At 54.0% G+C, this 14,861-nt stretch carries 11 protein-coding genes; 9 read left to right on the forward strand and 2 right to left on the reverse strand.

Annotated features, from left to right (window positions below; all coding sequences use genetic code 11):
- Positions 1–141 precede the first annotated feature (141 nt).
- The 8 genes from xerD to REH51_RS11385 all read left to right on the forward strand — a co-directional run bounded on the left by xerD (position 142) and on the right by REH51_RS11385 (position 10,120).
- Positions 142–1,023, forward strand: a complete 882-nt coding sequence (gene xerD, locus REH51_RS11350; RefSeq protein ID WP_498935779.1) for a site-specific tyrosine recombinase XerD — start codon at positions 142–144, stop codon at positions 1,021–1,023.
- Positions 998–1,789 (forward strand): DsbC family protein, encoded by a 792-nt coding sequence (locus REH51_RS11355; protein ID WP_009724086.1) that lies wholly within the window; start codon positions 998–1,000, stop codon positions 1,787–1,789. The genes xerD and REH51_RS11355 overlap by 26 nt, the downstream gene beginning before the upstream one ends.
- A gap of 86 nt (positions 1,790–1,875) precedes the next feature.
- Positions 1,876–3,192, forward strand: a complete 1,317-nt coding sequence (locus tag REH51_RS11360) for a homoserine dehydrogenase (RefSeq protein ID WP_009724087.1) — start codon at positions 1,876–1,878, stop codon at positions 3,190–3,192.
- 3 nt (positions 3,193–3,195) lie between these two features.
- A complete protein-coding gene (thrC, locus tag REH51_RS11365; protein ID WP_009724088.1) occupies positions 3,196–4,584 on the forward strand; it encodes a threonine synthase in 1,389 nt (462 codons plus the stop codon).
- A gap of 6 nt (positions 4,585–4,590) precedes the next feature.
- Complete coding sequence (locus REH51_RS11370) at positions 4,591–6,387, forward strand: single-stranded-DNA-specific exonuclease RecJ (RefSeq protein ID WP_009724089.1); 1,797 nt, start codon at positions 4,591–4,593, stop codon at positions 6,385–6,387.
- 73 nt (positions 6,388–6,460) lie between these two features.
- The gene (locus REH51_RS11375; protein WP_498935780.1) at positions 6,461–7,693 is read left to right on the forward strand and encodes a glycosyltransferase; all 1,233 of its coding nucleotides are present in this window, start codon (positions 6,461–6,463) and stop codon (positions 7,691–7,693) included.
- A 123-nt stretch (positions 7,694–7,816) separates the two neighbouring features.
- Positions 7,817–8,431 (forward strand): YitT family protein, encoded by a 615-nt coding sequence (locus REH51_RS11380; protein WP_009724091.1) that lies wholly within the window; start codon positions 7,817–7,819, stop codon positions 8,429–8,431.
- Positions 8,432–8,650: 219 nt separating this feature from the next.
- Complete coding sequence (locus REH51_RS11385; RefSeq protein WP_498935782.1) at positions 8,651–10,120, forward strand: cytochrome P450; 1,470 nt, start codon at positions 8,651–8,653, stop codon at positions 10,118–10,120.
- Between the two features lie 80 nt (positions 10,121–10,200).
- Here REH51_RS11385 and REH51_RS11390 read toward each other — a convergent pair whose 3' ends face one another.
- On the reverse strand, positions 10,201–12,747 hold the full coding sequence (locus REH51_RS11390) for a heavy metal translocating P-type ATPase (protein ID WP_498935784.1): 2,547 nt from the start codon (positions 12,745–12,747) through the stop codon (positions 10,201–10,203).
- Positions 12,714–13,157, reverse strand: coding sequence for a MerR family transcriptional regulator (locus REH51_RS11395; protein WP_039869435.1), 444 nt, complete (start codon positions 13,155–13,157; stop codon positions 12,714–12,716). The genes REH51_RS11390 and REH51_RS11395 overlap by 34 nt, the downstream gene beginning before the upstream one ends.
- Before the next feature lie 274 nt (positions 13,158–13,431).
- Here REH51_RS11395 and REH51_RS11400 point away from each other — a divergent pair, with 274 nt between their 5' ends.
- Positions 13,432–14,778 (forward strand): OmpP1/FadL family transporter, encoded by a 1,347-nt coding sequence (locus REH51_RS11400; RefSeq protein ID WP_498935786.1) that lies wholly within the window; start codon positions 13,432–13,434, stop codon positions 14,776–14,778.
- Positions 14,779–14,861 lie beyond the last annotated feature (83 nt).

Below are 14,861 nucleotides of genomic sequence, written 5' to 3' on the forward strand. Positions count from 1 at the left end.
TGCCACTTTTTCACGGGCGCACGCTGTTTTTGACATGCGTAGTTTTTGACATGCGTAGTGCTCGGATACCAAGACCCCGTCACCGCTTTGCGGGGCGGGGTTTTTGTTTGTGTGGTACCACCGTCAAGAGACCGTTAACCTATGAGCGTGATAGATGCCTATCTAGATGCCTTATGGTTGGAGCAAGGGGCAAGCGACCATACGTTAGCGGCCTACTGGCACGACTTAACCGCTTGGCAGCAGCAGCTCGTAAGTGCAGGGGAAACACTGTTAACCCCCTCGCCAGAGCGTTTTAGCGAGTGGTTGGAATTACGCCGAGAACAAGGCTATCAACTGCGTAGCAATGCACGGCTATTATCATCACTACGCAGCTTTTATCGTTGGGCGCGGCTTTATGGGCATATCGCCAGCGACCCATTGGCCAATGTGGCGCTGCCGCAGGTACGCCCTAGCTTGCCGAATACCCTGGAAGAGGAAGAGGTCGAGCGTCTCTTGCTCGCTCCTGATATTAGCACCTCGCTGGGAGTTCGCGACCGCACCATGCTTGAGCTGCTGTACGCCTGCGGGCTACGCGTGTCGGAGCTGGTTGGATTGAGTGGCGATGCGGTCAATCTTCGTCAAGGGGTTGTTCGTGTTAGGGGTAAGGGCGATAAAGATCGGCTGGGGCCAATGGGTGAAGAGGCTGCCGAGTGGATAGAGCGTTACCTAAAAACGGCGCGGCCCGCGTTGATGCAAGACCCTACTCGGCCTGCACTGTTTCCTGGGCGAGCAGATAAAGCCATGACCCGGCAAACATTTTGGCACCGTATTAAAGTCCACGCTATCACTGCGGGAATTACTCGTCCCTTGTCACCTCATACGTTGCGTCACGCATTTGCGACTCATTTATTGAATCATGGTGCTAATTTGCGGGTCGTACAGCTGTTGTTAGGCCATAGCGACCTATCTACAACGCAAATTTATACGCATGTTGCCCAGGCGCGCCTGGAGCAACTGCATGCCGAACACCATCCGCGAGGTTGAAGATACAATGCATCAACGTATGTCTTTAGTTGCTAGATCCTGTGTTCCCTGGCTGGCGTTGGCGGGCTGTTTGCTGCCTGTAGTTGCCAGTGCTGATGCCGTGCCCGAACATCTGACGGAGAATTTACAAGTTAATGGCCAGTCAATGCCGGTGGAGCAGGTAAATGCAACGCCAATAGACGGGGTGTATCACGTTATCTTGGAAAGCGGAGAGTCTTTTTACTCCAATGCCGATGGCAGTTACTTTTTGGTAGGGGACCTCTATCAAAACGCGGATAATGGTCTGATTAACTTAACTGAACAGGCGCGTAACCAGGAAAGGGCAGCGGCACTTGCTTCCATGCCAATAAGCGAGCGAGTGGTTTTTCAGGGGGTTGATGAGCCTAAAGCCACAGTAATCGTATTTACCGACCCAACCTGCCCTTACTGTGAACGTTTGCATGAAGTGGTGCCTGAGCTTAACGAACGGGGCATTGCGGTGCACTATATGGCATTTCCACGCGCAGGCATGGGAAGTGGAGCTGCGACGACACTGGAGCAAGTATGGTGTTCGGATAACCGCAGCGAGGCCATGACGCAAGCTAAGCAAGGCCAAACGCTTGAGGCTTCGGCAAACTGCGATAACCCCGTTGCCGATCAGTACGAATTAGGTAAAGTTGTGGGTGTGCAGGGTACGCCCGCGATTGTGTTACCCAGCGGGCAAATGGTGCCGGGGTTTGTACCCCCCGACCGGCTCGTTAGCATGTTAGGCTTGGAAGACGAATAACGTCACGAGAAGTGACGAACGTTAGCGCTGAGACACTGATTTAAGAGGCGGCACCTATGGGTGCCCATCACGAAAGGGGAAGTATTTTGAAACCGGTAAGAGTAGGCATTTGTGGGTTAGGTACGGTCGGTGGCGGTACATTTAACGTATTAACACGTAACGCTGATGACATTAGCCGTCGTGCAGGCCGCCCGATTGTGATTGAGCAGGTTGCCCACCGCAGTATTCATCCTGACTGCGATATTACCGGCATTAATGCAACCTCTGACGTGTTTGAGGTGGCTAACAACCCCAATGTGGATGTGTTGGTAGAATTGATCGGTGGCTACGATATCGCCCGTGAATTGGTACTGACGGCCATTGAGAACGGCAAACACGTTGTGACTGCCAACAAGGCATTGATTGCTGTTCACGGTAATGAAATTTTCCGCGCTGCTCATGAGAAAGGCGTCATTGTTGCCTTTGAAGCGGCTGTAGCCGGTGGTATTCCGGTCATCAAATCGCTGCGCGAAGGCCTTGGCGCCAATCGTATCGAGTGGGTTGCGGGCATCATTAATGGCACCGGCAACTACATCCTCACTCATATGCGTGATGAAGGCCGCGCTTTTGAAGACGTATTGGCCGAAGCCCAGGCGCTAGGCTATGCAGAGTCTGACCCTACCTTCGATGTGGAAGGGATCGATGCCGCTCATAAATTGACTATTCTGGCATCAATTGCCTATGGCGTGCCGCTGCAGTTTGATAAAGCCTTCACCGAAGGTATTTCTCGCATTACCGCTGAAGACGTCGAGCAGGCTGATAACCTGGGCTACGTGATTAAACACCTGGGCCTTTCGAAACGTACCGATCAAGGCTTGGAGCTACGGGTTCACCCGACGCTGATCCCTAAAGAGCGTCTGCTGGCCAATGTACACGGTGTTAAAAATGCCATCGCCGTGATGGGCGATGCGGTTGGCCCGACGCTCTACTACGGCGCGGGCGCGGGTGCTGAGCCGACGGCTTCCGCTGTTGTCGCTGACCTGCTTGATGTTGCCCGTGATATCGCCACCGACCACCGCTATCGCGTTCCTTACCTAGCGTTTAGCGGTATCGACGACGATGCAAGTCAACTGCCGATTATGCCAATGGAAGACATCATCACGGCGTACTATTTACGCTTGCTGGCCGTTGACCGCCCGGGCGTGCTGGCGCGTGTTGCCACCATTCTGGCTGAGCAAGGCATCTCTATTGAAGCGCTAATACAGAAAGAAGCCACCGAAGGCGAACTGGTGCCGATCATTTTGCTGACGCATCGCACAAAAGAGAAACAAATGAACGATGCTATCCGTGAAATCGAGTCCATGGCGGATATTGCTGGGCCTGTTACCCGTATTCGCGTTGAAAGTCTGAGCGAAGGGGAGTAACTCATGCGTTATATCAGCACGCGCGGCCAAGCGCCCGCGCTCTCCTTCGAAGAGGTCGTGTTAACCGGGATGGCCAGCGACGGCGGACTTTATGTGCCGGAAACGCTGCCCGAATTCTCTAAGGAAGAGCTAGCCAGCATGGCTGGCCTTTCCTATGCCGAGATTGCTTTTCGGGTCATGAAGCCGTTTGTAAATGGTGAGATTGACGACGATACCTTCCGTCGCCTGGTGACAGAAGCCTACGCCACGTTCAATCATGACGCCGTTGTGCCGTTAAAGCAGCTGGATGCCAACCACTTTCTGCTAGAGCAGTTCCACGGCCCAACGTTGGCGTTTAAAGATGTCGCGCTGCAGCTGTTAGGGCGCCTGCTGGATCACTTCCTGAAAAAGCGTGGCGAGCGTGCCGTGATTATGGGGGCGACGTCTGGGGATACCGGATCGGCGGCCATTGAAGGCTGTCGCCACTGCGATAACCTCGATATTTTTATTCTCCACCCGCACAATCGCGTTTCAGAAGTCCAGCGCCGCCAAATGACCTCGGTGCTGGCCAACAACGTTTTTAATATTGCTATCGAAGGTAACTTCGATGATGCTCAAGCAATGGTCAAGGCGAGCTTTGCTAATCAGGATTTCTTGAATGGCACGCGGCTAGTGGCAGTGAATTCGATCAACTGGGCGCGCATCATGGCGCAGATCGTTTACTACATTGCCGCTGGCGTTGCATTGGGTGCGCCTCAGCGGGAAGTGAGTTTCTGCGTCCCGTCGGCTAACTTTGGTAACGTCTTCGCAGGCTATATGGCCTATAAGATGGGGCTGCCGGTGAAGCAGTTTATTATTGCCACCAATGCCAACGACATTTTGCATCGTACGCTTGCCGCCAACGATTTTTCCAAGAAAGAGTTGGCAGCGACCCTCGCGCCTTCAATGGATATCGTTGTCTCGTCAAACTTTGAGCGTTTGCTGTTTGATGCTTATGACCGCGATGGGGGCGCTGTGGCAGCGCTGCTAGAACGCTTCCAGCAAGAGCCTACGGCGCTTGCCGATGCACCATTGGCCAAGTTGCGCGAAAAATTCGCCAGCCACAGCGTTGATGATGCGACCATTCTGGAAGTCATTCGTGAAGCCCATCACCGTACAGGGGAGATTCTTGACCCCCATACGGCCACTGGCTATCGCGCTGCCGAGCGCGCACGAGTGGATACCACAACGCCAGTGATTACGCTGGCTACCGCGCATCCAGCGAAATTTGCTGAAGCCGTGGTTAAGGCGGGCTTCCAAGGCGTGCCGTTACCCACTCATATGGATGACCTGCTGGAGCGCGAAGAGCGTTACACGGTGCTGCCAGCTGAGCTGAGTGCCGTGCAGCGGTTCGTCGCTGACAATCGGCGCTGAGGCGTCATGGCCGACGAACTAACACTCACGCAAAATGCCAACCAACCACGCTTAGAGCCTCGTCCACTGGACGAGGCTGTCTACGCACGTGCCCAAGCGGAAGGTTTAAGCGAGCTACAAGCGCGGCTATTGGCTTCACGCCTGCCGGGCTACACGGGCGAGCTCGTTCCGCTGATTGCGCCGAGCCTGCGTTACTTGGCGCATCCAGAAAAGTTAGCCGACGGCCGCCGTGCCGCTGAACGTATTGCTCAGGCAGTGGCAGAAGGGGAATCTATCGGCATTCTCACCGATTACGACGTGGACGGTATTACCTCCCACGTGGTGATTCGGCGCACGTTGGTGGAGCTGTTTGGCGTACCCGAACACAAGTTACATAGTTTGATTGGCCACCGTATCCACGATGGCTATGGCATTAGTCTGCCGCTAGTGGAGCGCGCACTTGGTTTAAAACCGCTGCCCTCGCTGGTGATTACCGCTGACTGTGGTAGTTCAGATGAGCCGCGTATTGCACGGTTGAAAGCCGCTGGTATTGATGTAGTCGTCAGCGACCACCACGCGCTGCCGCTGGAAGGCCCACCGTCTTCTGCCTATGCCTGCGTTAACCCGACACGCAGTGATTGTGACTATCCCGATAAAACGATCGCTGGGTGCATGGTGGCATGGCTTTTGATGTCGCTTGCCCGTGGCGTGTTGATTGAATGGGGGGCATTGCCTGACGCAACTCCTAAGCTGTCGCCATGGCTTTCTTACGTCGCGCTGGGCACCGTAGCGGACTGTGTTTCGCTGGGCGGTAGTCCGGCTAACCGCGCAGTAGTTAACTACGGATTAACGCTGATCAACCGTATGGATGCTGCCTGTTGGCGCGCCATGGCGGCGCGGCTTGGGGCAGATAGTGTGCCATTTAACGCTGAAACGCTGGCGTTCCAAATGGGGCCACGAATTAACGCTCGCTCACGGCTGGATGACCCCTATGCGGCGTTACACTTTATGCTCGCGGAAAGCGATAGTGTCGCCAATCGTCAGCTAGAAGTGCTTGACCAAGACAACCAGTCCCGCAAGGCGATTGAGGCGGACATGGCGGAAGAAGCGCGTGCACTTGCTGTGTCTACGCTGGAAGCTAATGAGCCGGCGGTGGTGGTACTGCTGGAAGATGGCCACCCTGGTGTGCAGGGGATTGTCGCTTCGCGGCTAGTCCAGGCCTATGGTCGCCCCGCGTTGGTGCTGACCCGCGCGGCGGCGCCCAATATGTTGACCGGTTCTGGCCGCTCGATTGATGGCCTGCACCTGAGAGATGCGTTGCAACGCACCTTTGAGCTAGCACCCGAGGCGCTACCGCGCTTTGGCGGCCATAGTGGGGCGGCGGGTGTCGGCGTACCAAGAGAACAGTTAGCGGCCTTTAAAACTGCTTTTTTACAGGCCGTTGGTGAGCAACTGGGCGATACACCGCTTTATCCGCGGCTATGGACAGATGGCGAGCTCTCTACGTCGCAGCTATCTCTGTTAACGCTAAGCGAAGTTGAAGCGCTTGGCCCTTACGGGCGTGAGTTTGACCCGCCACTATTTGAAGGGCGCTTTATTGTTGAAGCACTACGCCCAGTAGGTGCTGAAGGTTCTCACCTGATGATGGAACTTTCCATGGGCGCGGTGACTAGCAAAGCGATTTGGTTCCGGGCGTTAACGCCAGGGGAGCTCCCCTCATTTAGCGTGGGCGACACGCTGCACTGCGCCTATAAGCTCAATCGCAACCGCTGGCGAGGACGAGAGTCATTGCAGTTGATGGTAGAACACGCCAGCCCTGTCTAATCCTCTTTGCTATTCGCGGATTTTAGTCAGTGGACAACATCGTTTGATGGTTGAATAAGACAGGAAACTTGGTATGTCAGACTCGCTTAGTGGTAGCCATGTGGCTGCCAGACCGTCACGTATCCTGTTTTTCCCTCTGGGGTGGGTGCTTGCGCATACAGTGCGTTGTATCGAGATAGCCAACGTACTTCGCCAACGTGGGCACGAGGTGATTTTCGCGGGTGATGATCCTAACCATCCCAGCTCTCGCTTGAGCCTTGTTCAGGAAGCAGGGTTCCCTCTTATCTATGCTCGAGAGCCGAATCTTCCCGATATATGGATACGCTTCCAACGTCTTGGCTGGGAAGCCTCCTTTTGGGATATGGTGCACCTACGCTATTGGGCGCCTCTAACCAAGATTATTGAGTCCCAGTTGCAGGCTATCGAACAGGTCAAACCTGATTTAGTGGTGGGGGATGCCACGGTAAGTGCCAGCACCGCTGCGTATATTGCCGGCGTCCCGTGTGCTGGCATCATGAATGGCTATGCCGCAAGACTGTTAACGCCGCCAACACCTACTTACTACGCTGCTAAAGGCTTAGACCGCTATTTACTGTCTGGTATCAGACGGCGACTTTATCAGAAGTATCAGCGGCCAGACCGAAATGCCTTTGACATGCTCTATCACATGCCAATGATTTCGCCTGATTTACCAGGGCTCTACAGCTTGCCTAAACGGTTTCGCGATTACCATATGGTAGGGCCGATCTCCCCAGATCTAACGGCCCCGTTACCTGAATGGTTTGATGAGCTCCAAGATGGCACGCCCAATATTTATATCACCATGGGGTCAACAGGGTTGCTAGAGCACTTCCTGCGCAGCACGTATCCCACGTTGGGAGCGCTGCCTTACCGTTTTATGGTGACCACCGGTGGTCAGGTAAGCGAAGAGGTGATGGATGCTGCCCCGAGTAATTTCCGTTTTACGCGCTATGCGCCTGGCTCGCAGCTCTTGGCTCATGCACGAGCAATGCTATATCACGGTGGCAATGGCAGTATGTATCAGTCATTAGCGGCGGGTGTGCCAATGCTGGCGCTGCCTGCCCACTATGAGCAGCGTCTCAATGCTCAAATTGGCGTGCGCCAAAAATTCGGCTTGCAGATGTCAGTGCGTAGAATTAATCCCAATAAATTGGTGCGACAGCTAGAGCGACTAATGCATGAGCCTGTATTTCGTCAATCTGCCCAGCGTTTTTCAAGCGCCGTGCAGAAAGCAAATGGGGCAGCCAATGCCGCCAATATACTAGAGAGTGCTTTGGGTCGCTGATGAAATAAGATCCATTGAGCGTCGGAAATACGTTCTCCCTTCCCGGTGATTCTCTGTAAAGACACTGACGTTGCAGAGTCTCTTGGAAGAAGTGCTCGAATAACTCTACAAAAGGACATCCTCATGCGGGACGATCTGCCTAAAGATCCGCATAAATACTATGAAGATATGATGGCCATGGTACTTGGCACGCTGTTTGTTGCTTTAGGTGTGGCATTTTATACCCACTCGGTATTGATCACTGGCAGCACTGCTGGGATGGCGCTGCTATTTAATTACATCACCGGGTGGGGGTTTGGCATTTGGTTTTTCGCGATTAACCTGCCTTTTTACTATTTAGCGGTGAAGCGGATGGGTTGGAGTTTTACGCTGCGCACGTTTGTCGCTATTGGTCTTGTGTCGCTATTTTCCGAACTAACCCAAGGCTGGGTGCAGTTTGCCAGCGTGCCATCGCTATACGCCGCGTTGATGGGCGGCGCGCTGATGGGTATTGGTATGCTAATGCTATTTCGTCACCGTACCAGCCTGGGTGGTATCAATATTCTGGCGCTATACCTGCAAGAAAAGCACGGCCTGCGGGCAGGCTATGTGCAGTTGGGTATCGATGGGCTAATTTTGCTGGTGGCACTGACTCAACTTCCGTTAGACCGTGTGGGCTATTCGGTCATCGGCGCCGTTACCCTCAATCTGATTATCGCCCTGAATCACAAACCTGGGCGCTATATTGGGGTTAGTTAAACGAACCTAACGGCATAGGCAATCCCAGAACAACCAAAAAATGCACATGCCGCTGCATCAAGTGCCTGAATATGCAGCGGCATTAGGCTGCTTGTTGCAGTAGATTTATGTTAAAAAGAATTTCCGACGCAGTGTCTCCGGTCGCGAAAAATACATACTTCGTTAGGGTTCCCGCGTATAAAAGCGTCTTCCAATATACATATAGTAGGGCTGTAGATAATGCATCACGTTAGTACGTCACGCAAAACGACAACAATAACAACAAGCGGAGATGACTATCAGCAGCTTGCTGAGGCGCTAAAGCGGGCGGAACGCCTGGAGCCTCCGGTCAGTGTAACGCCTGTTTCAGCTAGTAAAGGCATCATGCATCGCATGCGGCGGGCTCAGAATAATTTACTTTCTGTCTGGCGGGAAGAAGACTACTCAATACGCACTTCGCGTATTTCATTGATGAATCAGGACTATGTTCTGTGTAATAGCCCTGATACGGTTCGACGCATTTTCCTTGAACAACATGACAACTATGACCGCAAAAGTCCTCAAATGCGGCGCGCACTGGAACCTCTACTTGATGATGGGTTGTTTGTCAGCGATGGCGATTTGTGGCGCCAGCGCCGACGCCAGTGCGCGCCATCGCTAACTAACGCTCTGTTACCTGGTTTCTGTACCACCATGCCCGCCTCTGCGGAGGAGACTGCCAAGCGATGGGCCCAGCATCCATCAGATGCGCCCATTGATATGCTTACTGAGATGGCTCATTTAACAGCGCGTATCATTGGCCGAACGATTTTTGGGGATGACACCACCGACGAAGAAGCAGAGCAAGTGGTGGCTGGGTTTACCGAATATCAGCGTCATTCTGAGCATTTAGATATGGCCAATATGCTGGGATTGCCGTTTTTAAGTTTGCTAGGTAATCCGCTGCGAAGAGCGCGTACGCGCTATTCAGCAAAACAAGTGCATGAAATTATCGATCGAATTATTGACCGCCATACGCAGAGATCAGGGCCGGGGCAGCATAGTCTGGTAGATAGCTTTATGGCGTCTATGAAAGATGGCGAAGATAACGGCTGGCCGATGGGGCGGAAAGCGGTGCGTAATGAAGCGATTGTCATGTTTATGGCCGGACATGAAACCACGGCTAACGCATTGGCTTGGTGCTGGTATTTGCTTGATTATGATCGACAGGCCATGGCGCGACTACAGCATGAGCTAGATGAAGTGCTCGGTGGTAGAACGCCGTGCTACGAAGATGTCGCTAAACTGCCGTACACAATGGCTGTGTTCGAAGAAGCCATGCGGCTGTACCCGCCGGTACCGATGCTAAGCCGCCAAGCTCGAGGTAACGATAAGGTGCGCAATCGCGATGTGCGAGAAGGGACCGTTTTGCTCGTATCCCCTTGGTTGCTGCACCGGCATCGTAAATTGTGGGAGGCGCCCGATCATTTTGTTCCAGAGCGTTTTCTTCCAGAGGCTCCACGTCCAGACAAATTTGCTTATCTACCCTTTAGCGTGGGGCCACGTGTTTGTCTCGGAAAACGCTTTGGGCTATATGAGGGAGTACTCTGCTTGGCAACATTAGCCCAGCACTTCACGCCTAAACTAGTTCCTGACCACCAGGTAAGCATAGAGTGCCGGCTGACGTTACGTCCTCAAGGTGGTCTACCGATGATGCTACAACCACGATGAAACTGCCTATCAAGCGCTAAGCCAAAACCACCATACGATAGTGGCAATCAGGCCGATCCCGGCCAAGTTAATCAATAGGTTCATGAGGCCTCCTGTTGGGCGGTTTTCCAAAGCCTTAATCGATTGGCGTTGCTGACCACGGTAATTGATGACAGCGACATGGCTGCACCGGCAATGATGGGGGACAGCAGCATGCCGGTGAACGGATAAAGCAGGCCTGCGGCAATCGGGATGCACAGCACGTTATAGCCAAAGGCACCGACTAGGTTCTGCTTGATGTTGGTTAGTGTCGCTCGGCTTAACTCAATGGCGGTGGCCACACCGTGTAGCGAACCGCGCATCAAGGTGATTCCGGCGCTCTCCATGGCGATGTCGGTGCCCTGGCCTATGGCAAAACCCACGTTGGCGCGGGCCAGAGCTGGGGCATCGTTAATGCCATCACCTACCATGCCTATGACTTCTCCTGCCTGTTGGCGACGCTCAATTTCCGCGTGTTTATCATCTGGCGTCATACCTGCTTTAAACTCGCTAATCCCGACTTCCTGCGCCACCGCAGCAGCGGTGTGTTCATTATCGCCGGTGAGCATGACGACGGTTAATCCATCTTCTTGTAGGCGTTTTACAGCGGCAGCGGCGTCAGCACGCAGCGGGTCACTGATGCCGAATAGCGCAACTAGCTCGCCATTGGCTGCCAGGTATACCAATGAACGCGCTTTCGCTTCTAACTGACGCACGTTCTCTTCTGCGGGGGTCAGGTCCACGCCAGCCTCTTCCAGTAGGCGGGCATTGCCCAGCAGCAGTGAGTCGCCTGCTTGGGTGCTGCCTTTCACGCCGCCACCGGTGACACTATCAAACGTATTCAGTGTTTCAGCGGGGGCATTATGCGCTTCGGCATAAGCCGTTAGTGCATTTGCTAACGGGTGTTCCGAACGGCTTTCCAGAGCGGCTATCCAGGCTAGCACTTGCGAAGTGTCATTATGTAGCACGGTCGCATCGGTCACCTGGGGTTTGCCTTCTGTCAGTGTGCCGGTTTTGTCCACCACTAAGGTGGTGATCTGGCTGGCGGTCTGCAGCGCTTCGCCGCTTCTTACCAGTACACCGTGCTCAGCGGCTTTACCGACCCCAATCATGGTAGAAATCGGTGTTGCCAACCCTAAAGCGCAGGGACACGCGATAATCAGCACCGTGGTGGCGGTCACCAGCATATGGATCACCACAGGTGCGGGGCCGACGTTAAACCAGATCAGTGCGGTTAGTACGGCGATTATCATGACACTGGGGACAAAAATTCCCGATATCTTATCGGCCAGTTCGCCAATTGGCGGGCGAGAGTTTTGAGCGCTGGCGACCTGTTCGGTAATGCGCCCCAGGCGGGTGTCGCTGCCCACACGAGTGGCGCGATAGACCAAGCTGCCATTGCCGTTAACCGTGCCCGCGCTGACGTCGTCATCGGCGCTTTTGTGAGCGGGCAGTGGCTCACCGGTGAGCATGGATTCATCGATGTAGCTTTGGCCGTCGAGTACGATGCCATCCACCGGCAGCCGTTCTCCAGGGCGCACGCGGATGTGATCGTCTATCGCTACGTCGTCGACGGGCAACTCCTGCTCTTGGCCATGTCGAATCACGCGCGCCGTTTTCTCTTGTAGATCGAGAAGGCGCTTCAGTGCGCTGCTGGTGCGTCCGCGGGCCCGTAGCTCCATAGCGTTGCCAAGTAGAATCAGCCCGATCACCATGGCCGATGCTTCAAAGTAGATGCCGTGGGCGACGTCAGGCAGCCAAGGGGCAAAGAGTACAACCATCATTGAGTAGAGCCAGGCAGTGCCGGTGCCCATGGCCACGAGCGTGTCCATATTGGCTTGGTGGTGCTTGAACTGTTTCCACGCGTTGGTAAAAAAGTGTCGTCCTGGAAACGCTAAAATGGCCAGGGTGAGCAAGCCAATGATTAGCCAATAAAGGCGACCCATTCCCATTGGGTGTGGGTGGTAAACAAACATGCTCAGCATAAGCGGAATAGCTAGCGCTAACGACAGCATACTGCCACGTAGGCGCTGGCGATAGGTGACTGCCTCTTGGGCTTCACGAGTGCGTTCGGCCTCGCGCATATCGACAATGGGCTCGGCGCGGTACCCCGCGCCTGCCACGGCGTCAATCAGTGTCTTGCGCTCGGCACTACCCGTTACCTGGGCGGTGTGGGTGCCAAAATTGACCGAGGCGGCGGTAACGCCCGGTGTGTTGGCCAATGCCTTTTCGACGCTATTCACGCAGCCTGCGCAGGTCATGCCGCTAATCAATAGCCTCTGCTTAGGAGCATTGTTGGTTGTCTCGTTTTCAGTCGTCTTTTTGTCATTAGTTTTATCTGTCGTTTGCGTAGTTTGACTATCCGCAGGCGGTTGAGCCTCGCTGCTGGGGGCGCCCGCGGGATAGCCCGCTTCAGTTAATGTGCTGTCCAGCGCCTCGTCTTCTAACGTGCTGGTAACTTCCAGGCGTTTGTCTGCGGGAAAGCCTTCTACGACGGCGTTAGGGTCTGCGGCTTGAATCGCCTCGCGCATGCGCTTTACGCAGCCCTGGCAGTTCATGCCCGGCACGGTGCGAATCAGCGTTTGTGGCTGCAGGGTGTGTGATTGCATTGTGCCTCCTCGGGAAAACTTTCAATTAAACGACATAGGCTATGGCCGTCTGGCATGCCATCGGGCATGTGTTGCCAGCTCTCTAGCGCCTGCTCCATACGTTGGGCGAGTGCTTCAAGTTCGGCGATGCGCGCGCGGATTTGTGGTAGCCGATGGGTAAGTAGGTCGCGCACCAACGGGCATGGGGAGTCTCCTTGATCGGCGTGAGCCAGGATGTCGCGAATTTCCGCCACACTAAAACCGAGCTTGCGTGCTCGTTGAATAAAGTGCAGCCGCTCTAAGTCAGTCGTTGAAAATAACTGGTAACCGTTATCAGGGTGGCGTGTTGGTGCTAGTAACCCCTCACGGGTGTAATGACGAACCGTTTCAGCGGTAACGCTACCGCGTTTGGCAAGCTCACCGACCTTCATCGCTCCAGGCGGCATAACGTCCTCTGCGTGGAAGTTGTGATGTTTTTTAGTGTAAAACCTATGGGTCACACATAGGTCAAGCGATATTGAGGCCTTCAGCCGAAATGACTAAAACACTGATTTAAAACACTCGTTCGACTAATGTATAAGTCAAAACCGAAATAAAACGCTCGTTTGCCCTTGATCCCAAGCGGTCATTGGGCCAAAACTGACGTGTTAGAACAAAGAGGGTGGATGGAAGTATCCATCGGATCATTGGGAAGAGAGGCCCACTATGCATAATAAATTTAAAAAGCTTCCCTTGGCGGCCGCAGTAGCCTCAGTCGCTTTTGCTAGTCAGGCACAAGCAGGCGGATATCAAATCAACGAGCAGAGCGTCAGTGGCCAGGGGTATGGGCATGCAGGACGTAGCTCAAATGTACATGATGCGACCATTGTGTACGGTAACCCGGCGGGCATGTCGTTCCTTGACCGTGCTCAAATTACGGCAGGGGGCACGTTCCTAAACGTAAATAGTGACATCACGAATGTACGTGCCTCACAGAGTAGCCCTGCTTTCCTGCAAGCGACAGGAGGCGCGACAGATACGTTGCCAGTGGCGGGTTCCAACGATGGCGATATGGTGCCGGGCACATTAATTCCCTTCGCATTCTATGCGCATCCTGTTAACGAACAGTTGGCCTTTGGTTTCGGGGTATACGCGCCATTTGGTTCGAAAACCGAATACGAAAATGGCTTCCAGGGGCGTAACCAGGGCAATTACACCGAAGTAAAAGTGATGACGGCCCAGCCAACGGTTTCTTATCGCTTCAATGAGCAGTGGTCTGTTGGTGCTGGTCTTACCTATAATCGCGTAGAGGGTGAACTACGCCGTCAGGTACCAGTGGCAACACCGCTAGGCCTTTCTGAAGTGGATTCACGTGTGGAAGGTGATGATGAGGCCTGGGGTTATAATTTAGGTATCATCTATCAGCCTGCACCCGAAACTACGCTCGGCTTAACGTACCGCTCCAAAGTGGATTTCAATCTGGAGGGCAGCTTTACGGCGAATTCACCTGTGCTAGATCAGTTAGGGATTGGCACAGTAACGGATAACGCAGCGCTGGATTTAACAACGCCTGAAACCGTCAACTTCTCACTTACCCAGCAAATGACTGATCGCTTAAAGCTGATGTTTGGTGCTTCCTGGGCACGCTGGAGCCGCTTTGACCAGATTTTGGTCACTGGCACTGAGCGTGGTGAGATTACTAACGAGCAGCAGAACTACTCTAATGCTTGGGCATTCTCTACCGGTGGCGAGTATCAGTTAACCCCGACGCTGGCGCTGCGCGCCGGTGTGGCGCTGGACTTTACGCCAACTCAGGATGCCACTCGGAGTGTGCGTATCCCCTCTGACGACCGTCGCATTTTCTCGATTGGTGCAGGCTGGAGTCCCACGCCTGATCTAACCTTGGACGTTGCCTACTCGTACCTTACCGAGCGCAGCACCCAGGTTGATCAAAGCAAAACCGACAGCTTCACTGTGGCAGGACAGCAAACGCCGCCGATTACCTCTAACTACTCAGCAGACTATAAAAACGAAGCCCATGGTTTCGGTGCTCAGCTTACCTATCGCTTCTGATGATAAGCTGACTGCTTGACTCGTTTTACCTATAAACCCGGCGTAAGCCGGGTTTTTTCGTTCAATGCCCACAGGGTTGCAAC

This window comes from Halomonas bluephagenesis, from assembly GCF_054790765.1.

Bases quoted from the DNA above. Each gene is read 5' to 3' on its own strand.
- REH51_RS11390 (WP_498935784.1), bottom strand. From the start codon at position 12,747: ATGCAATCACACACCCTGCAGCCACAAACGCTGATTCGCACCGTGCCG.
- REH51_RS11385 (WP_498935782.1), top strand. From the start codon at position 8,651: ATGCATCACGTTAGTACGTCACGCAAAACGACAACAATAACAACAAGC.
- REH51_RS11375 (WP_498935780.1), top strand. From the start codon at position 6,461: ATGTCAGACTCGCTTAGTGGTAGCCATGTGGCTGCCAGACCGTCACGT.
- REH51_RS11400 (WP_498935786.1), top strand. From the start codon at position 13,432: ATGCATAATAAATTTAAAAAGCTTCCCTTGGCGGCCGCAGTAGCCTCA.
- thrC (WP_009724088.1), top strand. From the start codon at position 3,196: ATGCGTTATATCAGCACGCGCGGCCAAGCGCCCGCGCTCTCCTTCGAA.
- REH51_RS11355 (WP_009724086.1), top strand. From the start codon at position 998: ATGCCGAACACCATCCGCGAGGTTGAAGATACAATGCATCAACGTATG.
- REH51_RS11395 (WP_039869435.1), bottom strand. From the start codon at position 13,157: ATGAAGGTCGGTGAGCTTGCCAAACGCGGTAGCGTTACCGCTGAAACG.
- REH51_RS11380 (WP_009724091.1), top strand. From the start codon at position 7,817: ATGCGGGACGATCTGCCTAAAGATCCGCATAAATACTATGAAGATATG.
- REH51_RS11370 (WP_009724089.1), top strand. From the start codon at position 4,591: ATGGCCGACGAACTAACACTCACGCAAAATGCCAACCAACCACGCTTA.
- xerD (WP_498935779.1), top strand. From the start codon at position 142: ATGAGCGTGATAGATGCCTATCTAGATGCCTTATGGTTGGAGCAAGGG.